The following is a 21,540-nucleotide window of genomic DNA, read 5'->3' on the forward strand; positions in this document are numbered from 1 at the left end:
CAATCATTTTTCGGAAATCATCGTTATACCGTTTCCCATTATTTTTCTTACTCATCGGACACATCCTCCTTAAAAGTCATTGTATAAATTTAACTTAGATGTGTCCATGAAACTATACTAGCATCAACGTTGTTGTAATGAAGTTAGTTCAACTAAAGAGAATTTTCTTTAAAAACAAGGAAAATCTAAACTTAAAAATTGACTCTATTTGCGCTTCGAGGTAGTATTTTTAGGAAGTTAATCATGAGGGAGAAAGAACGATGAAAAAGAGAAAATTTACATTACCACTTTTGTTAATAAATTTATTTATTGCTTTTTTGGGAATTGGACTAGTAATCCCTGTAATGCCAACACTTATGAATGAACTTGGGATTTCTGGGTCTGTTGTCGGATATATGGTAGCCGCTTTTGCCATTTCACAGCTGATAATGTCTCCGTTTGCAGGACGATGGGTGGATCAATTCGGTCGGAAGAAAATGATCGTGATCGGATTACTATTTTTTAGTATTTCTGAATTATTATTCGGACTTGGACAGGACCTGTTGTTATTATTCACTTCGCGAATTTTAGGTGGAGTTAGTGCCGCTTTTATTATGCCTGCTGTAACAGCATTTATAGCGGATATTACGACACTAGAAACTAGATCAAAGGCGCTCGGTTATATGTCTGCGGCTATTTCTACCGGCTTTATTGTCGGACCAGGGATTGGTGGTTTTTCTTGCCGAAATTGGTACTCGAGTTCCATTCTTTTCGGCCGCTGTACTCGCATTTATAGCTGCAGTTTTTTCCGTATTAATGCTTAGGGAACCTGTGCGTAATCAAACTGAATTAAAGCAGGAATACAAGCCAGGGTTTAAACGTGTTTTTGCCCCAATCTATTTTATCCCTTTTATGATCATTATGATTTTTTCTTTTGGTTTAGCTTCGTTTGAATCGATTTTTAGTTTATTTGTCGATCATAAATTTAGCTTTACTCCTAAAGATATAGCCATCGTCATTACAGGAGGAGCGATCTTAGGGGCAGTAGCCCAAGTGATCTTATTTGATCGCCTAACGAAATATATTGGAGAAATACGTCTCATTTTGTTTAGTTTAATTTTTTCCGCTTTCCTAGTTTTTATGATCACAGTGGTGGAAACATATATGAGCATTTTGTTCGTCACCATTATTCTCTTCGTTGGTTTTGATTTAATGCGTCCAGCTGTTACCTCTTATCTATCAAAAGTTGCTGGTGAAGAACAAGGATTTGCCGGGGGAATGAATTCAATGTTTACAAGTATTGGCAATATTTTTGGACCAATTATCGGTGGTATGCTCTTTGATATTAATTTAGATTATCCTTTCTACTTTTCAACGATCATTTTAGTAATCGGTGTGGCTTTAGCATTGGCTTGGAAAAAACCAGCTAGCATTAACGAACCACAGTTTTAAATTATATGAGTGATTTTCTTTTATATGGGCAAGCTATACCTCCCGACAATTTTTTAATAAAAAGGGAGGATAATTAATTTGGCAAAAATTGCTGTAGAAACGCCATTAGAAGATGTGAAGCAAGCTTTGGAAGAAAAAGGACATGATGTCTTTATGTTTACAAATGAGGAAGAGGCAAAAGGTGCTAACCTTGCCGTTGTTCGAACTCTAAATGAGATTGATGCAGATGCAGAACAATTTGATTTTCCGTTCGTAAGTATGGAAGGTGCGTCTGTTGATGAAATTGTTGCAGATGTTGAACAAAGATTAACCCGCTAAGTAGATGAATCCGACCTCTTTTTAGAGGTCGGATCTATTCATTAGAGATCTTGCGGATTTACTGAATCTAAGTCTTTTAGTGCTGGACCAGCTACAACCTTGCCTGTGGGACTGAAGATGGAGCCATGACAAGGACAATCCCATGTTTGATCACCATCGTTCCAGTGTACTCCACATCCCAAATGGGTACAAGTAAGGTCTAAATAATGGATATCTCCCTTTTGATCCTTAAATAGACCGATTTGTTGGTCACCAATTTCAATCGTTGTGGCCTGATTATTTTTTAAATGTACTGCTTTGGATTGTAAAGAGGAAGCTTGTTTCTGCCTTTCCTTATCAGCCTTTTTTTGCACTCGGTTTGGCGCAAAGACATCTTCGTAACGATTTTCCTGTTTCGTAATTAAGTCACAAATTAAATTTGCCCCAACTGCTGCATTCGTCAATCCCCATTTATTTAATCCTGTAATCGTGTAAATATTTTCTTCCTCTGAAGTGAGAACTCCTATTAAAGGAATGCGATCCTCAGTAACCAAATCATGTTCTGACCAATAAGCGCAGACTTCTGAAGCATTAAATTTTTGCGCTGCAAACTCGGCTAATTGTTGATAGCGATCAAAAGTCGAGTGTTGATCCCCGGTTTTATGTGTTTCCCCACCAATTAGTAGATACTCTTCATTACTTTCTTTCGTATGGCGAATGCTTCGAACTGCAGGATCTACACTAATATACATACCACCTGGAAATTCTTGAGGATAACGTAATGCTAGTAAATGTGATGTAACAGGCTGTAAATGATCTGCATAAAAGGAATCAGGATCATAGGTGGGAAATAAAGTTGCAAATACAGTATGTTTACATGTCACTGTATAGCCTGAGTTCGTAGTTAATTGGATACAATCTCCCTCTTTTTTTAGCTCTGTTACCACGGTGTTTTGATAAATTCTGCCACCTAATTGTTTGATTTCCTTTAACATTGCTAGTGAAAATTTAACTGGATGGAATTGGGCTTGATCTTTCATGACCAAGGCGGAGTCTATATCCCAATCAAAGGGACAATCTTTCTTTAGCTCGCCGTTAATAGAGAGCTTTATATAAGCCTCCGCTTCTTTTTCTAATTGGTTTGATTCATCCTTCGTTTGTGCATAGACATAGGCATCCATTTTTTCGAAATCACAATCTATATCATATTTCTTGACTAAACTTTCAATAAAATGAAGTCCCTCCTTATTGGCTTGATAATAGAGCTTTGCTAATTCGATTCCATACTTATTTAATAAATCTCCATAAATAAGGTGATGCTGTGCCGTTAATTTTGCGGAAGTTCCTCCTGTTGTTCCACTGACGAGATCACGAGCTTCTAATAAAATTACAGATAACCCCGCTTTTGCCGCTAAAAAGGCAGTTAGAATACCTGAGATCCCACCTCCAACAATGGTTACATCTGTTTCACGACTCTCAGATAAGGTAGGATAGGATGGAACCTCAACAGTAGATGTCCAGAAAGAGTGACTCTGTTTTGTCGAAAAATCCATCAGAACACGCCTCCTTAAAAAGTTTACTGTCATTTCTATTACCTTAATAAAAAGTAAATAAACTAGAAAAATACAATTGTTTATCTACCCAAGCAATAACTCATTTTTTTAGAGGTGTAAAAAGTATACTTTAACAGGGGGAGGAAAAAAGAAATATTGAGAAACAGTGAAACAGATGCAGGGGAAATAATTTTTTAATTACGATAACATCAATGCATATAGAGATATCTTTAAGGGAGTTTAATAAAAAAGTATTGCAATAGGGAATTGAGTATAGTATTTTTAAAAGTATACTAAATAAAAGCGGAAATCAATAATCAAATCGTATATTGTTTATTTTGTATACAATTTGGTTATTTGGTAATCGCTTACAAATGTGAGCGCTACAAGAAGGGAGAGTGGATAAATTTGAAAGAAATTGAATCTGGCCAATTGATGGCAGAAAAACAGCAATATGTTTCACAAATTAATAACAGACCACCAATCGGAAAAAAGTTAAAAAAACATTGGCGTCTATATGTATTAATCGCACCTGCTATTATTTTTTTCGCTATCTTTAATTACTTTCCGATGTATGGAGTGATTATTTCATTTAAGGATTACGTCGCTACTAAGGGAATTTGGGGGAGTTCCTGGGTTGGATTTAAACATTTTGAACGCTTCTTTCATGCTTATAATTTTTGGGAGCTAATAAGAAATACATTTTTTATTAATATTTATCAATTGGCTATGTTTCCAGTGTCTATTATTGTCGCTTTATCTATCAATGAAGTTAGAAATAGCTTTTTTAAAAAGAGTGTTCAAACGATTACTTATGCTCCACATTTTATATCGGTTGTTGTAATGACAGGGATGATTGTCGCTTTCCTAAGCCCATCTACAGGAATTATCAATAAGGGGATTAGCCTCTTAGGCTTTGAACCAATCGCTTTTTTAGCTGAACCAGGCTGGTTTAAAACAATCTTTGTACAATCTGGAGTATGGCAGGGACTTGGTTGGAGCGCTATTATTTATTTGGCTGCATTAGCGGGGGTTAATCCGGAGCTTCATGAGGCGGCTAGAGTTGATGGAGCATCTAGATTTCAACGGATTATACATATTAATATCCCTGCTATTATCCCCGTAATGGTTATTTTATTAATTTTAGATGTTGGCAATCTATTATCTGTTGGTTTTGAAAAAATTTATTTATTACAGAATCCATTAAATATGGAAGCCTCCGATGTCATTCAAACATACGTGTATCGTGCTGGTTTATTGGAAGGACAATATAGTTTTTCCGCAGCAGTGGGATTATTCAATTCCATTGTTACATTGATTCTATTAATTATTGTCAATTATATTGCACGAAGAACAACTAATAATAGTCTTTGGTAAGGAGGTGGGATAAATATGAAAAGAGAAAGCTACGCTGATAAAGTATTTATTGTTTTTAATAGTATATTCCTTTGTGCACTCGTGTTTATCGTGCTTTATCCATTGGTATATGTTGTAAGTGCTTCAATTAGTAACCCAGTACTCGTCAACACAGGGCAAATGTGGCTATGGCCGAAAGAAATTACATTTGAGGGCTATAAAAGAGTTTTTGAGAACTCGGATATTTGGATGGGATATAAAAATACAATTATTTATACCCTCTTAGGTGTGGCGATTCACTTATTTATTTTACTCCCCTGTGCTTATGCTGTCTCGAGAAGAGGATTAATGGGGAAAAAGGCAATCATGTGGTACTTCTTATTTACGATGTTTTTTAATGGAGGGTTAATTCCTACTTATTTGCTAGTGAAAGATTTGGGAATGGTGAATACATTATGGGCAATGGTTTTACCTAATGCCCTTGGAGTTTGGTCCATCATTGTCGCTAGAACCTTTTTCCAACAAAATGTTCCGAATGAATTGGTCGAGGCTGCTGAAATTGATGGAGCAAATGATTTTTATATCTTTTTTAAAATTGTAATCCCAATTTCTGCACCTATCATTGCTGTTATGGGGCTTTTCCATGGAGTAGGGCTCTGGAACCAATATTTTAATGGATTAATATATTTAAATGATCATAGTAAATATCCTTTACAGTTGATACTGCGAGAGATCCTTATTCTTAATCAGATGGATACCGATATGCTGATGGACTCAGCGCAAAATCTCGAATCCTTGGCAGAACAAGCAAGAATTGCAGATATTATTAAATACGCAGTTATGATTGTATCGGCACTACCATTATTAATCATATATCCATTTCTACAAAAATATTTTGTGAAAGGGGTTTTGATCGGTTCTATTAAAGAGTGAATTCCAAAGAAGACGATAAGAGTCTTCCATAATTAACAAAATTATAGAAAACACATTCATAACAATTTTAAAGGGAGGAAAATGAAAATGAAAAAAACCCTTCAAATAATGCTCATTATTTTTGCTGTTCTCACACTACTTGTTGCGTGTTCAGACAAAAAATCAAGTAATCAACAAACTATGGCAGTGAATAAAACTGGTTTTCCAATTGTGGATGAAGAGATCACGATAAAAATGGTAGGGCAAAAGTCTCCAACCCAAACAAATTGGGACAAGATGAAAGTATTAAACAGTTACGAAGAAAAAACAAATATTAAGATTCAGTGGGATACACCTGCAGGGGATGGTTATAGGGAAAAACTCAATCTTATGTTTGCGAGTGGTGAATATCCTGAAGCGTTCTTTGGTGGCGGATTATCTCGTGATGATGAAATAAAATACGGATCACAGGAAATATTAGTCCCTTTAGAGGATTTAATTGATGAATATGCCCCGAATTTCAAAAAAATTCTCGATGATAATCCGGATATTCGTCGAAGTATTACTACACCAGATGGACATATTTATGCTTTGCCTACAGTGATTGATGTTCCCCGTGATTTATCGGGTCCAAAGCTATGGGTGAACAAAAAGTGGATTGATGATCTTGGGTTGGAAATGCCAAAATCTGTGGATGATCTTTATACTATCTTAAAGTCATTTAAGGAAAATGATCCAAATGGTAATGGAGAAGCAGATGAAATACCGATCGGTTCCTCCAAACTGGAGGACATAAAATACGGTTTAATGGGAGCGTTCGGATACCTAGGGAGTAATAATTTTAATGCCGTTGATGACAAAGTTGTTTACGTTCCGAGTACTGAGGAATATAAGGAATTTCTAATGTATATGAATAAATTATATGAGGAAGGTTTACTTGATAAGGAAACTTTCACACAGGACGCACAAGCTGTAACAGCGAAAGGCCAAGAAATGCGACTTGGATTATTTATGGATGCAGGAGCATTTCTAAAAGTTCCAGTTGAACAAAGTGATCAATATGTTGCCTTACCACCCCTTACTAGTTCGGTTAATCAGGAATTAATGTGGCCGAGAACATCTGGCATTTCATCAGGGTCCTTCGCGATCACAGATAAAAATCCACATCCAGAAGCAACAATGCGTTGGGTAGATTATTTTTATTCTGAAGAGGGGAGCACTTTTATTGGAGTTGCAGGAGGAGTAGAGGGTGAAGATTGGGAGTGGATTGATGAAGAGAAAACAAAATGGGAACAGATTGTGCCTGAAGGAAGAACAATGGCTGAGATGGGAGCAGAGAGAACTCCAGCAGCAGGTACATTTGTACCTCACGTAATGAGGAAGGAATGGGTACTAAAAGAACATTCCCCCCTTAATAATGAGATTGATAAAGAGGTTAGTGAAAAATATGAAGAATACTTCAAAATTCCTTTCCCTGATACGTATTATACAAATGAAGAGATCGAAGAAGTGAATGCCATTCAAAGTGATATTAGTGATTATGTAGAAAGGATGACAGCTAAGTTCACTGTTGGAGAAGTATCTTTTGATGAATGGGATCAATATACGAAACAATTAAATAAGCTAAAACTGGAGCGATTAATTGAAATTCAGCAAGAGGCATATGATCGTTGGAAAGATAGTTAATCAAAAATAGAAGATTAGAATAGTAGATGAACTTGTAAAGGGACATGTAGAGTCAATTTATTGATGAATGTCCCTTATAATTTTACGGTTGGTAATTAAGAGGAGTGAGTTGAAAACCAATGGATATTAAGATGATAGAGCAATTTCAAAATCCAGGAATGGAGTTTCGTGGGAAACCTTTTTGGGCTTGGAATGGGAAATTGGAAGAAAAAGAATTATTACGACAAATAGATATTTTAAAAGAGATGGGATTTGGTGGATTTTTCATGCATTCTCGAACTGGATTAGTAACGGAATATTTAAGTGATGAGTGGTTCCATCTCATCAATACATGTGCAGATCGAGCGAAAGAATTAGGAATGGAAGCTTGGCTTTATGATGAAGATCGCTGGCCAAGTGGAACAGCCGGAGGCGAGGTAACGAAAAATCCTGAATACCGTTTGAAGTTCATTCGTTTAAAAGTGCTTTCTATCGAGGATTTTCAATGGGATAAGAGAGTATTTGCTGCTTTCATTTGTCGATTAGAAGACGGCATAAATTATTATGATTGCATTCAATTAAAAAAGGGAGATTTACCTCCTCCAGAAGAAGGAAAAAGTATTCTAGCCTTTTCAATTGAAGAAATGGAAAAGGAAAGTTTTTACAATGGGTATACATACGTAGATACAATGAATAGAGAGGCTACGGAATATTACTTACAATTAACACATGAAAAATACAAGCAGTTTAGTGGCGACCGATTCGGTTCATCAATCAAAGGAATTTTTACAGATGAACCACATCGGGGGGCGGTAATGAATGGATTTGGTATCCAAAATGAGGATCCTGGCTATTTAACACCATGGACACCAAAATTATTTGCAGAATACCAAAGGAAGTTTGGCATCGATCTTGTTGAAAATTTACCAGAGTTGTTTTTACGGAAGAATGGTGAAAAGGTATCTTATGTGAAATGGTGTTATGTTGAACTTCTTCAAGAATTATTTCTGCAAAATTATGCCAAGCCATATTTGGAATGGTGCCAAGAAAATGGATTGCAAGTGACTGGACATGTATTACATGAAGATAATTTGACTTCACAGGTAGCATTGAGTGGTTCGGTTATGCGCTATTATGAGTATATGGATTTGCCGGGAATTGATTTGCTTTCAGAGCATAATGTAAGTTTCTGGGTTGTGAAACAACTTTCCTCAGTCGCAAGACAATTAGGTAAACCGTGGATGTTATCAGAATTATATGGGTGCACAGGCTGGCAAATGGGATTTCAAGGACATAAGGAAGTCGGAGATTGGCAAAGTCTATTTGGGATTAATGTACGCTGCCATCACTTATCTTGGTATACGATGGAAGGAGAAGCGAAGCGGGATTTCCCAGCTAGTATTCACTTTCAATCTGGTTGGTGGAAGGAATATAAAGCTGTGGAAGATTATTTTTCCCGTTTAGGTTTCATGCTACAGCTAGGAAAACCGGAATGTGATGTTCTCGTGATCCATCCAGTTGAAAGTGTCTGGTGTCAAGTATATCCTAACTGGTCTAAAACATTAATGACTCAATCAGAAGATGTGATAGAATTAGAGAAAACTTTCTCGGAGTTATTTTTCTCATTAGCCGGCCATCAGATTGATTTTGATTACGGTGATGAGGAAATGATTTCTCGTTTATATAGTATTGACCATGATGAGAGTGGGTTTCCACTATTAACGATTGGCCAAGCTGCCTATAAAACGATTGTAGTTGGAAAAATGACAACGATAAGGAAAACGACATTAAGTATCCTCAAAGAATTTATGAATGCTGGTGGACACGTTATATTTGCGGGAGAAACACCGGCATTTGTGGATGCAAAACCATCTGATGAAGTAATAAAACTGGCAAATCAAGCTATTCAAATTGCTTTTGATGGAGAGCAAATTGCAAAAAGCTGTCTATCGGTAATTTCCCCATCCTTGCAGATCAAGGATCCAGAGTCAAATGCAGTCATTTCCGATATATTTTGCCAAGTTCGAAAAACAGCTGAACAGACGATTTTTGTTTTATTAAATAAAAATCGAGATGTCAGCTACGAGAATGTTAGTGTACGTTTATTTGGAAATGGCAGTGTAGAAGAATGGGATTGTTTAAGCGGAAAGAGGTGGAAAATCAAAGGGAGAAAATCAGATGGTGATATAGAATTTAAATTGGACTTTTGTCCATCTGATCTCCATGTCCTTGTATTTCAGCATAAGCACGAAGAGAATGCACTTCCAATCAAGGATTCTTATAAAGTGATCGCCACTGAGAGGATTGAAAATTCCCTTTCTTATCAGTTGAACGAACCAAATGTTTGTGTGCTTGACCGAGCACGATTTCAATTTCAATCATTAAAGCAGCAAGAGGAAAAAGATATTCTAAAAATTGATCAGACGATTAGAAGGCATCTCGGCTTAAAATTAAGAAGTGGAGAAATGATTCAGCCTTGGTATATCAACAAACAATCCAAAAATAAAGACCATCTTTATGGTCCCTTATTTCTTCATTATGATTTTGAAATTGACTGGATACCAGCAATGGGAATAGAGCTTGTACTTGAACAACCGGAATGTTTTAAAATTAAATTAAATAACGAGGAAATAAACAATCCAGAACTAAATGGCTGGTGGATTGATCCCTGTTTTAAGCGAGTGAAACTCTCAAGCGAGCAACTACGGATAGGGAAAAATACGATTACTTTAACAACAATGTTTCGACAAGGTTGTAATTTAGAAGCTATTTATCTGATTGGAAACTTTGGCGTGAAAATTGACAATGTAAAAAAGACAGTGACAAAATTACCGGAAAAGTTGAAGATTGGCGATATCACGAAACAAGGCCTTCCTTTTTATTCTGGAAGCATTTCTTATGAACTAGATATTGTCAAACCAGAAGCGGACGAGGAAAGAATACTCTTATGCCTAGAAGATTTTGCTGCGGCTTGTGTAAAATTAAGTAATCATAAAGAAAGCATTTTATTACCATGGCAGCCCTATGAATATGATATTACCAAGATGATTTCAAAGAATAGTAAGATCAATTTGGAGTTAATTTTAACTAGAAGGAATACATTTGGTCCATTACATCAAATTCCAATACACACTCCTTCGTATGGTCCTTTAAATTTTATAACCGAAGGAGATCAATTTTCAGAAGAATATAAGCTTATTCCATCTGGGTTGCTAACCAGTCCTCAAATAAGGAGGGCATACAGTTATCAATCTCAAGTGAAAACTAATATGGAATGAATAATCATAAGCAGTCGGAGATGAACTCTGGCTGCTTTTTTCTGTGGAGAAGGGGCGGAGCTACGCTAAAGGAGTTCTATTTAGCATATAATGAGTACACTTCATTCATGAAACCGAAGCGGCTACGCCCATACCACCTTATATACAAGGGTACCTGCTTTATACTTTACCCCCTCATGAATGTTTTTGAGAAGGTTGCATTTGTTGGAATTAAAAAGTATACTTTACTTGACTGGAGTGTGAACGTTTTGGGAAGTATAAAAAAACCGTTATACCAACAGATTATAGATGATTTAAAGGATAAAATAATGAAGGGAAAGTTTTCTCCTAATGATCCCTTTCCTACGCAAATAGAATTGGCAAAATTATATGGAACGAGTGAAATAACATCCCGGCGTGCTTTAACAGAGCTTGCAAATGAAGGGTTAATTTATCGGATTAGGGGAAAAGGGACTTTTATTCATGATAAAAAAACACACTTACCTAAAGAAGAAACTCCTCCTCAGTTAAAAAGATTATTTTTTATTTATAAAAATGTAGAAGTACAATCATTTAATCATCGGTTTTATAGTGATATGTTTAAAGGGATTCAAGAGGTATGCCAGCAAAACAATGTAGAATTTCATCTAATCAATATAGGGGAAACATTTGACTTACCTAGATACGATGATGCCGGCTATATCTTTTTGTCAGTTGAATCTGATGAGAATTATAGCAAAGCTTTGACACAATGGAAAAAGGAAAATAAAAAGATCATGACCGTCCATACTTTTTATCCCCACCTTCAAATCCCCTATGTAGTTGTTGATAACTATTCAGGTGGTTTTTTAGCAACACAGCATTTATTATCGTTCGGTCATCAACGAATTGGGATTGTGGTAACTGGCAATTCCCTTTTAGAAATGAGCAAAGAATTTACACTTCGTTTGCAGGGATATAGACAGGCACTTTTGCAAAACCAAATTCAATTTGATCCCGAACTAGTGTATGTAACAGAAGGAGAGTTTGAATCAGAGGAAATGGGGTATAAAGGGCTTAATCATTTAATGAAGCTAACAAACCCACCTACAGCTATTTTCTTTACTAGTGATTGTAAGGCTGTTGGTGCGATGAGAGCAGCAAGCGAAATGGGATTATCAATCCCTGATGATATTAGTATTGTTGGATATGATGATCTTGTCACAAGTGAGTATCTCATGCCGGGATTAACGACTATTAACCAAAATACGTATAAAGTCGGGAAGAGGGCAGCAGAGATTTTACTCTTTGAATGGGATCATACCCTTTCCAACGGCTACCTAAAAGATGAAATTATGCCAAAGCTTGTTGTTAGAGGAAGTACAGCAGAAGAAGCAAAGTTTAAAATGGCAAGTAAATAATTTGAATGTTAATGACCTTACCAGAGATGAGATGGTAAGGTCATTTTTAATGCAAAAAATAAAGTATTCTATTGATATGCAAAAGTATACTTAGTATAATGAATAACAAGTATTGAAAGCGCTATCTATACTGTGGAATAAAAATATATTAGGGGGGACGGTAAATTAACAGAAAAATAGTAGATTTGCAGGTTAGTTCGGATTATTAATTGATGAAGGTAGGTTTTTAGTTTGACAGGAACGACTAACTATATGGGAAAGATTCCTTCTTGGGTATGGCATGAAGATGGAATGAAACAAAAAGAGATTATTATTAAAAAAACATTTCACCTTTTAAATAAAGTTGGAAATGTTTCATTTAAGATGGCGTTAACGGGAACAGCAAGTGTTTTTCTTGATGGGATTCTTATTGAGACGCTAAAAGAACATCCCCGTTTAGTCACTCGTTTTGAAGAAATCACAAATTTTCCTAACCATTTAAAAGCTGGTCAGCATGAGCTCAAGATTGAAATTAAATGTGAGACACCTATGCCTGTGGCACCTATTAGTATTCATTTGTCAAACCGTTTATTAGGAATGATTGGCTATTTAGAGGGGGATGATCTCTGGATACCTACTGATACAACATGGATGACAGAGAATAGGCAAGTGACTGAAATCTGTGTATATGGAGAAGAACCTTTTGGTGATTTAGAGAATAGTCCACCTTCGTTTATTAGAGGCGGTTTTGAGGATATTGTGACTAAATCAATTAAAGAGATTACTATTTTAAAGGAAAATTTACTAGAATCTAAGTGGCAAGATCAATTGGAAATTTATGGGGATTTGGGAGAAACATTTCCTCTAAGTGAATTTGAAGAGAAGGACAGATTTATTTTTTATCATGTTCGAAAACAGACAGAATGGCGAGAAAAAAGAAAATGGCAAAGAAGCCTGGACCTTAGGGGAATTCCTAGTATAAGAATTGACCTACAAAAAGAATATAATGCCAGATTTATCGTTAAAAATAAAGGCGCGATCCCCCTCACTATTCTTTGGAATGGATCTGAATCTATTGATGAATTAGAACATTATGATGGATGTATGACTGATTGGTTAGAAATAGAGCCAAATTGTCAAGCAAGCATTTTACCTCAAGGAATGCGTTACTTGGATTTCTTCATCTATGGACAACCAAACTGTAAATTTCATGCGGAAATAGGCTTTGAAGAGGCCTATGCTGAGTTAGAACAAGTTGGTCGTTTCACAAGTGATCTGCCGTTATTAAACAATATTTATGATGTGGCAGTTCATACTAATCGGATTTGTCATCAACTTGGATTATGGGATGGTATTAAACGAGACCGCTTGAATTGGGTTTATGATTACTACATGGCAGCCAAAGCGGATTATGTTTTATGGGACGATTTTAAGGTTTTGAAACGATCAATTGTTGAACTTGGCCATGGAACTCCATACGGTTATTGGATGAATAGTATACCATCGTATACACTATGGTGGTTTAATAATGTTTGGGAATATTATTTACACACGGAGGATAAGGAGTTTATCCTTGCGATGAAAGAAGATATTCAGAAGCATCTCCAATGGGTAACGGATAATATAGAATCTGATACAGGATTTTTTAAGGAAAAGCATGCTCCTTTTTTAGAATGGGTGCCAATGGAAGAGGAGGAATATTGGAACGCCTTTCATGCTCTCCTTATGATCACGAAGAAAAACTTGAATCAATTGATCGCATATGTTCCCGAGCTAGGTAGTCCAGTAAAATGGCAAGAACCCAATTTAAAGGAAGAAGACTTTTTAGTAAATAGCCAAGCTTTAATTATTCCTTTAATGGGGATTTTAAGTGGTGTTGTTTCCGATACAAAGGCGATTGAGTTTCTGAAGACATATAAACCTACTAATCCAATTTCGCCTCTATCCGCCTTTTGGCTGGCAGAGTGTTGTTCAAAATTTGGATTACAAGAACATGCATGGAATGTGCTCCAAATTGTTTGGGGATATATGCTTGAAAAAGATAGTACAACTTTTTGGGAAAGTTCAATATTAACAGGGAAGCGTGATTTTCATCATAATCAAACTACTTATACGGCTTATGATTCTTATCGGATGAGCTTATGCCATAGTTGGTCAAGTACCCCGGTTCAATGGATCAGTCGTTATATCTTAGGGATCAAACCGATGAAGCCAGGATTTAGGGAGGTTGTTTTCAAGCCTCTGCCGTTAGCTGAATTAAGATATTGTTCTGGTTCAATAAGCACGCCTTTTGGAGCTATTTATGTGCAGGTAAATAAAGAGAAAAATGGGGAGCTTGCGACAAAGGTAATTGCCCCACCTGAAGTTAGAATAATTTGACATTATTTAGTTTTAAATCCTTAATAATTATATTTTTAATAGAGTGCGTGAAATTTACTAAAAATGGGGGCGTATTTAATGAAGAAAAGGTACTATGTAGCATTATTAGTAATATTTATTTGCATCCTAGCCGGATGTACAAACGCTAAAACGGAAGGACAAACGGATAAAGGTAATCAATCCGGAGAATCCTCAGAAAACTTTAACTCTGAAGGTTTCCCATTGGTCGATGAAAAGATAACTTTGAACATGATGGGAGCATCAAGCGCAACGCAATCTCAAACATGGGATGAACTTGACGTATTTAAAATATATGAGGAGAAAACCAATATTGCATTTGAATTTAATACGCCAGATTCCGCGAATATCAGAGAAAAACTGAATTTAGCTTTTGCCAGTGGAGATCTACCGGATGTATTATTCGGTGCGGGATTAACACAGGAGGAAGAGGCGAAATTCGGTTCCCAAGGACAGCTAATTCCGTTAGAAGGTTTAATTGAAAAATATGCTCCCAACCTTCAAAAGCTATTAGAAGAAAATAAAGAAGTAGCTCGTTCCATTACTACAGCAGATGGTCATATATATTCATTACCATTTGTAGATACAGAAATAGGTTTTGGTCCATACCCGAAAATCTGGATCAATCAAGTATGGTTGGAAAATCTTGGGCTTGAAATGCCTGAAACAACAGATGATCTATATAATGTTTTGAAGGCTTTTAAAGAAAAGGATCCAAATGGTAATGGAGAAGCAGATGAAATACCCATGATTGCTTCACAGGACGTCAATATAGCTGGTGCTATGTTAAACCATTTTGGATTTACTGGACATCTGGACGTTACTTCCGGTGAAGTAAGATATGCCCCTATAGAAGAGGAATATAAAGCGTTTTTATCTTACATGAATACGTTGTATAAGGAAAAACTGTTGGATCCTGAAGCATATTCACAAAATAAACAGCAGGTAAATGGAAAAGGGGAGAATGGACAACTTGGTGTATTTCATGATGCAGGTCCTTTTCTGACTGTTGGTGTAGAGAGAAATGAAGAATATGTTGCTTTACCGCCATTAACTTCGGAAGTGAATAATGAAAAGTTAGCAACAAGACACTCTTTAGTAGCAACAGGAGTCTTTGCGATCACTAGTGCTAATGAGTATCCAGAAGCTACTATCCGTTGGGTTGATCATTTCTACAGTGATGAAGGGGCAATCTTTTTAAATTATGGTGAAGAGGGGGAGCACTTTGAATATGTTGACAATAAAGAAGGATTAAAAATATTAATCCCTGAGGGAATGACTAGAGATGAATATAGAAATACCTATACACCTGTCACTACACACCCAAGAATTCATGCTCCTATACAAACTCTTGAACTGTATAAACAAGATGAGTTTGAACCATTAAACTATCATATTATGCAAGAGACTAATAAAAGTGTAAGACCTTATGCCAAATCAACTTTTCCGATTGTACATTTTACCCAAGAGGAAAGGGATGAATTAATTCAAATTAGAACAGATATCGAGGATTATGTGGAGCGGATGGAGGCTCAATTTATTACAGGGGTGCAATCTTTAGATGGTTGGGATAAGTATATCAAGAAGTTAGAAAATATGAAGGTAGATAGATATGTTCAAATTCATCAAGATGCTTACGACCGTTGGCAAGCTGTAGAGTAATCTGTGTCGGAATGAATAAGGAAGGAGTATTGATATGAAGCGCATGAAAAATTATTTGGTAGGAATCGTTTTAGTCATGATCATCCAACTCGCCTTTGGACAAACGGTTTTGGCAGGACCTTATCATCCCGACATCGTAGAATCAGACAATTACAGGACAGGGAGCGCCATTTATGCAGAAAAAGTCATTAATGACTTTAATACACCAGAACAAGCCACACAATGGAAGCCGGGAGAAAATACGAAAGAGATCAACTATGCTACAAGTATGGCGCAAGGGCCTGTCTACGAAGGGGCCGGTGTTTTAGAGCAAGTACCAGAAGATGTAAAAGTATATGAATGGAGGACGATTTATCGAGAGTTGGACAAACCATTAGATTTGTCGGAGTATAACTATTTCGCCTTAGCCGCAAACTCTTGGGCTTGGCAGTCTGTTGATTATTTTCTTAAGATCCGGTTGTACAGTGGAGACGATGTGTTTGAATCAATAACGAAAATGAATCCGAATACTTGGAACCCATTATTTTTAAATATTAAAGACTGGGAAAATAGAGACTCTATTACCAAAATAGACATTTCATTTTTGCAAAACTTTGATTTAGAAGGAGTCGCCCCCGGGGATCCGGGTTATGACAGTTGGAATGGACGTTTCCAAATTGATTATATTGTAGCAACCAATATTTTAGATTTAGAATTTTCCGTCGATGGAGAAACAGAAGGGTTTATGGCTCAAAATGGTCGTTTACATGTTCAAGATGGAGCGCTCCATTATGAAATATCTGATCAAAATACGTATTTAGAGTCACCACGATTGTTACAAAATCTGTCTGTTGCGGATACATTAGTCGTTCCAATGCAAAACACGACAGATGCTCAGCAAGTGAGAATTTCTTGGATTACTGACGAAGATCCAAAATGGGATGAGGAAAAATCAAAAGTTTTTGAGATTGAATCATCGACAGAATTTATTAACTATCAATTTAGTTTTGCGAGTAATCCAAAATGGAAAGGGACTTTGGAGCAATTTCGGATTGAACCCATCATGACCACACCAAGTGGATCTTTAATTATAGACAAATTTAAACTGGATATATCGTTAAATATTGATGATGATTACCAAGGGCGAATTGATGTAAGCGAACTTACGAATAGAGACTCAATTCAAATTGGCGGAATGGTGGACCAGCAATATTTAGAAGCTAATCCTCAGGCTGAATTAAGATTGTATGAATTACAAACGTATGAAAAGCTAGACGATATTGCTGACTTAACGCCTATTGCCAAAAAGGAAGCTGAAGCTACCTTTACATTTGATTTTCCTTTAAATGAAAATGGCCATAGCCGCTTATATTCGAAATTTGTTGTCACCTTAAACAATCAAGCAGGGGAAATATCATTTGTTGATAGCCCACATTATATAACAAATCCCGAGAAATTAGCGGAAAATGACTATCCGTTCCCACAAGGGAAAAGTAAGAAGGGCTTACAAGTGCAAATGACAGATGATGCCGAGGAATTAGGTGTAAGCCACGCTGCGATTAACGTTTCGTATAATTCAATGTTATATAAGGAACATAATCATCCAGATGATACAATCGTCTATGATTTCGAAGGGGAGACATTTTATTTTAAAGAAAACTACGTGAGAAGTTTGGATAGTAGCATAAAAAGTCTATCAGACAATAATAATGTCGTTTCATTAATATTAATTCTTTATAATGAAATGGATCCTGACTCACCAAATGAACATTTAATTCATCCAGATGCAGAATCGGGAGGTACTGTATATGCGATGAATACGGCGAATTCAATGGGTGTCAAATATTATAAAGCAATTACAAACTTCTTAGCTGAGCGTTATACCCGTACAGATGAAAAATATGGACGTGCTGTAAATTTTATTGTCGGTAATGAGGTCGATGAAAATCAGATATGGAATAATATGGGGCCGAAACTTGTTACAGAGTATATAAAAGAATATGCTCAAACCTTAAGATTGACTAATACAATTGTCAAAAGTAATTATGAAAATGGCCGAGTTTATGTTTCCTTAACACATAGTTGGGATCGGGATATACCGGCAGGGGCGATGTGGAGTTATGATGGCAGAGATATCGTTGATATGTTACTCCAGTTTATTCGTTCCGAAGGAGATATTGCTTGGAATATAGCTTATCATCCTTATCCAGAAAATCTCATGGATCCCGTTTTTTGGAAAGACCCAAATGCTGGGGACAATTTTGATACTGATGTCATCACCTTCAAAAACCTAGAAGTGTTAGTCGATTATATGAAACAGAACGACCATTTATTTGATGGTGACATGCGAAGAATAATATTGTCTGAGCAAGGGTTTCATAGTCTTGATAATTCACTAGAATCACAAAAAATACAAGCGGCAGCCTATGCGCTCGCCTATTATAAATCTAAATTTTTAGATGGTATTGATTCCTTTATTCTGCACAGGCATGTTGACCACAAGGAAGAATATGGACTCCATCTAGGATTATGGACGTATGCGGATGTAGGAAATAGTACTCCACAAGATAAGAAATTTATTTATGATGTAATGAAATATATTGATACAGAACGTTCTTTAGAGGTAACGGAATTCGCAAAGCCAATTATTGGTATTGATAGTTGGGAAGAGATGATACCAAACTTTGACCCTGAACTATTAGCGGAGAGACAACTCCCAGTTGCTGTTGAAACAGGGGTCGTGAAAAAACAGTGGCATAAGAAGAAAATAGCGGATTTTGACGATGGGATTGGTCTATGGGAGCCTGCAGATAATACGCGGTCAATAGATTGGAATATCAAAGATTCATTGGCTGGAAAAGGTTCTTTACAAGTGAATTTTAATACATTTGCTAAATATTGGCGGGGAGCTGATATAAAACTAGATAAGCCAATAGATGCTGAGGCTAACCCCTATTTAAGCCTTGGATTAAAAATCCCCAACGCACCTAAGGATCAACTGTATACAGCCAAAGTGAAAGTTTATAATGGAGAAAATTATGCGGAAGGCATTTATTCATTCAAGGATGAAAATGAGTGGAAGCAAATTGCTTTAAATCTAGAAAAATGGCAAGGGAAAGAAGCGATTGATCGTATAAAAGTTTGGATTCAATCAACTACAATAGATAATTGGGATGGTTCATTTTTAATTGATGAAGTAAGCTTAGCAACTGCTGTAGAGATGCAACCTGAACTAGATGATTCTAAACTTGTGGAGCTACTCGATGAAGCTAAATCAATTAAGAATGAAGGAAAGTATACGGAAAACACATATACCGCCTTGCAAAGAGCTATTTTGGCTGCAGAGAAATCTCTTAAAGAAGTAACAACAGAAGAGGAACTGAACATGGAGATTACAGCTTTACAGTCAGCTATAGATGGACTTTTAGCTTTAGATGATCTTGATAGTTCTTATATGCAGTCCATCCTTGAAAAGCATAAGGGAGAGTTATCTGAGAAAGACTATCGTTCCTTAAGTACTCATTTGATAGCAGTAGGTCAATTTGAGAAAAAAGGTATGGCTGCAAAGGTGATAAAACATATGAAAAGCTTCAAGCAATTGATTGATTTCCAGTTGACAAACAATTCGATTCCTAAAGAACTCCATGAGGTGCTAGAGAAAGATGCTGATTCCCTCATTCTGAAGTGGCAAGAAAAGTAAATAAAGATCTAATTGACGAATAAAGAGGGCTAAAAGTCGAGAATCCCTAAAAAGCCTCCTATGCCAATGGCATCACTTCAGACTCCGGTCAATAAGAAGCAATACAAAAACGTTGTGCGGTACAGGAATTATAAGTGGAAAAGAAGTAAGGACGCTGCAGATTGAGTTTGTCGTCAAGATGCGCGAATATTTGTCTTTGATTCACTGTCATTCATTTCAGAGTCTTAGTTGATGATCTTCCCATCGGTGTTGTCGTTTTAGGGACCTTTGACAACTAGGAGCTACGGAACGTTTCTACCCTAGTTTCCTAGACAGCCTCTTTTCACTTTAGAATCCAAATAGAAGTTTCCGCTTTGTTTGGTAGCCTTCGGCTAATTAGCTGTATCTAAAAAAATAAAGAAAAAAACAGATATTCGGAAATATAACCAGCTTTTGGCTGGATAAGCCAAAAGAATTGTCCTAATTGACCACGACTTATTGCTAATCCATTAGTAAAATGATAACTAACATTTTTGAATAGAGATGGATTACGTTTTGAAATGAGGGAGACCTAGATGAAAATGATTTTTATTTCTTTGGACACTTTAAGGGCGGATCGATTAGGGTGTTATGGATACACTTCACCGACTAGTCCCTATATAGATAAAATTGCTAGTGAAGGTGCCTTATTTAAAAACGCTTTCGCGTCGGACATACCGACAGAAGTAGCCCATACGAGCATTTTTACTGGAAAAGTAGGATTAACAACTGGGGTTGTCTCCCATGGGGCTGCTTCTACCTATTTATCAAAAGACCAACAATGGTTACCGGCTACATTACTGCAAAGTGGCTTTACAACTGCAGCAGTCGACAATTTATATAATTTAAAAGAATGGTTTGCAAGAGGGTATCGTTATTATATCAATTCAAAACAACCGACAAGATGGATTGACGGTAAGAATATCAATGCATTGGCAAAACCGTGGATCAAAGAACATAAGCATGAGGATTTTTTCCTTTTCTTACATTATTGGGATCCACATACTCCCTATTTGCCACCTAAGAGCTATATTCCTTCCTTTTATGATCAAAGAAAAGATCCTTATGACCCCGCGAATAATAGCATGGAACCTGCCTTTAACCATGCAGCTTATCCGTTTTTTAAATATCATCACTATGACTTGCTAGATGGGATTACAGATACAAATTATATGAATGCTTTATATGATGCGGAGATTCGTTACTTAGATGATTTATTAAAAGAATTAGATTTGTTTTTGGAGGAAGAGGGACTAAAAGAAGATACACTATTAATCTTATTTGGTGATCATGGTGAAAGTCTGACAGAGCATGATATTTATTGGGATCATTGTGGATTATATGATCAAACTGTTCATATTCCGATGATTATGCGGTGGCCAAATAAAATTCCAAGCAACAACAGAGTTCAGTCCCTTGTTCAGCATGCAGATATTATGCCGACAATATTAGAATGGCTGCAACTAGATATGCCTAACGATTTGGACGGAAGGAGCCTAGTTCCACTAATTGAGGGACTAAAAGAAAAACAACATAAAGAAATATATCTATCTGAATGTGCTTGGCAAGCCGCTAGGGGCATTCGAACCGAAAGATTTAAATATATTGAAACCTATGATGCCGGTCCATTTACCCGCCCGCCTGCTGAGTTATATGATCTACTAATTGATCCTAACGAAACGACAAATCTCGTAGAATCTCTTCCAGAACAGGCACATATCTTTCAGACTCGCTTGCATAACTGGCTAAAGGGGAAGATTGGAGAAAAGGAAGATCCGATGAAATACATTTTAAGAACAGAAGGTCTACCCTTTAAGAGAAGGATACAAAAAGTTTTAGAGGAATATGGATTGACTTGGGATGAGTGGAAGCGGAATCCAAGTCGAATGAGGATTGATGGGATAGTGAAAAAATAGATTTAGGTAAGGGCTAAT

At 36.5% G+C, this 21,540-nt stretch carries 11 protein-coding genes and 1 pseudogene; 11 read left to right on the forward strand and 1 reads right to left on the reverse strand.

The genetic code is table 11. From position 1 onward, the window contains the following. The first annotated feature begins 260 nt into the window (after nt 1–260). Both KI363_RS16675 and KI363_RS16680 read left to right on the forward strand, forming a co-directional pair. A pseudogene (locus tag KI363_RS16675) lies at nt 261–1,431 on the forward strand (MFS transporter). Nucleotides 1,432–1,509: 78 nt separating this feature from the next. Then, nucleotides 1,510–1,749: a YkuS family protein gene (locus KI363_RS16680; RefSeq protein ID WP_057987072.1), complete on the forward strand. Its 240-nt coding sequence runs from the start codon at nt 1,510–1,512 to the stop codon at nt 1,747–1,749. 41 nt (nt 1,750–1,790) lie between these two features. Here KI363_RS16680 and KI363_RS16685 read toward each other — a convergent pair whose 3' ends face one another. Further along, nucleotides 1,791–3,281, reverse strand: coding sequence for an FAD-dependent oxidoreductase (locus KI363_RS16685; protein ID WP_209974616.1), 1,491 nt, complete (start codon nt 3,279–3,281; stop codon nt 1,791–1,793). A gap of 435 nt (nt 3,282–3,716) precedes the next feature. Between KI363_RS16685 and KI363_RS16690 the strand changes: the two genes are divergently transcribed. From KI363_RS16690 to KI363_RS16730, 9 genes are all read left to right on the forward strand, one after another. Further along, nucleotides 3,717–4,658, forward strand: a complete 942-nt coding sequence (locus KI363_RS16690) for an ABC transporter permease (RefSeq protein WP_057987347.1) — start codon at nt 3,717–3,719, stop codon at nt 4,656–4,658. 15 nt (nt 4,659–4,673) lie between these two features. Further along, complete coding sequence (locus KI363_RS16695; RefSeq protein WP_057987076.1) at nt 4,674–5,570, forward strand: carbohydrate ABC transporter permease; 897 nt, start codon at nt 4,674–4,676, stop codon at nt 5,568–5,570. A gap of 87 nt (nt 5,571–5,657) precedes the next feature. Then, nucleotides 5,658–7,235 carry an extracellular solute-binding protein gene (locus KI363_RS16700; protein WP_057987078.1) on the forward strand — a complete coding sequence of 526 codons (1,578 nt, stop codon included), beginning with the start codon at nt 5,658–5,660 and terminating at the stop codon, nt 7,233–7,235. 119 nt (nt 7,236–7,354) lie between these two features. Then, complete coding sequence (locus KI363_RS16705; RefSeq protein WP_057987080.1) at nt 7,355–10,492, forward strand: glycosyl hydrolase; 3,138 nt, start codon at nt 7,355–7,357, stop codon at nt 10,490–10,492. A 248-nt stretch (nt 10,493–10,740) separates the two neighbouring features. Beyond that, the gene (locus tag KI363_RS16710; protein WP_057987350.1) at nt 10,741–11,871 is read left to right on the forward strand and encodes a GntR family transcriptional regulator; all 1,131 of its coding nucleotides are present in this window, start codon (nt 10,741–10,743) and stop codon (nt 11,869–11,871) included. 231 nt (nt 11,872–12,102) lie between these two features. After that, entirely contained in the window at nt 12,103–14,229 is a 2,127-nt protein-coding gene (locus KI363_RS16715; protein WP_082881260.1) for an alpha-L-rhamnosidase C-terminal domain-containing protein, read from the forward strand. Nucleotides 14,230–14,307: 78 nt separating this feature from the next. Next, nucleotides 14,308–15,909 (forward strand): extracellular solute-binding protein, encoded by a 1,602-nt coding sequence (locus KI363_RS16720; RefSeq protein WP_057987084.1) that lies wholly within the window; start codon nt 14,308–14,310, stop codon nt 15,907–15,909. 34 nt (nt 15,910–15,943) lie between these two features. Beyond that, complete coding sequence (locus KI363_RS16725) at nt 15,944–19,588, forward strand: DUF5722 domain-containing protein (protein ID WP_212967029.1); 3,645 nt, start codon at nt 15,944–15,946, stop codon at nt 19,586–19,588. 554 nt (nt 19,589–20,142) lie between these two features. After that, a complete protein-coding gene (locus KI363_RS16730; RefSeq protein ID WP_212967030.1) occupies nt 20,143–21,522 on the forward strand; it encodes a sulfatase family protein in 1,380 nt (459 codons plus the stop codon). Nucleotides 21,523–21,540: the final 18 nt, after the last annotated feature.

Source organism: Lederbergia ruris (assembly GCF_018332955.1).
Lineage (GTDB): Bacteria > Bacillota > Bacilli > Bacillales > Bacillaceae_C > Lederbergia > Lederbergia ruris.

Excerpts from the sequence above, each read along its gene's own strand:
- KI363_RS16685 (WP_209974616.1), bottom strand. The coding sequence starts at position 3,281 with ATGGATTTTTCGACAAAACAGAGTCACTCTTTCTGGACATCTACTGTT.
- KI363_RS16690 (WP_057987347.1), top strand. The coding sequence starts at position 3,717 with ATGGCAGAAAAACAGCAATATGTTTCACAAATTAATAACAGACCACCA.
- KI363_RS16695 (WP_057987076.1), top strand. The coding sequence starts at position 4,674 with ATGAAAAGAGAAAGCTACGCTGATAAAGTATTTATTGTTTTTAATAGT.
- KI363_RS16700 (WP_057987078.1), top strand. The coding sequence starts at position 5,658 with ATGAAAAAAACCCTTCAAATAATGCTCATTATTTTTGCTGTTCTCACA.
- KI363_RS16705 (WP_057987080.1), top strand. The coding sequence starts at position 7,355 with ATGGATATTAAGATGATAGAGCAATTTCAAAATCCAGGAATGGAGTTT.
- KI363_RS16720 (WP_057987084.1), top strand. The coding sequence starts at position 14,308 with ATGAAGAAAAGGTACTATGTAGCATTATTAGTAATATTTATTTGCATC.
- KI363_RS16725 (WP_212967029.1), top strand. The coding sequence starts at position 15,944 with ATGAAGCGCATGAAAAATTATTTGGTAGGAATCGTTTTAGTCATGATC.
- KI363_RS16730 (WP_212967030.1), top strand. The coding sequence starts at position 20,143 with ATGAAAATGATTTTTATTTCTTTGGACACTTTAAGGGCGGATCGATTA.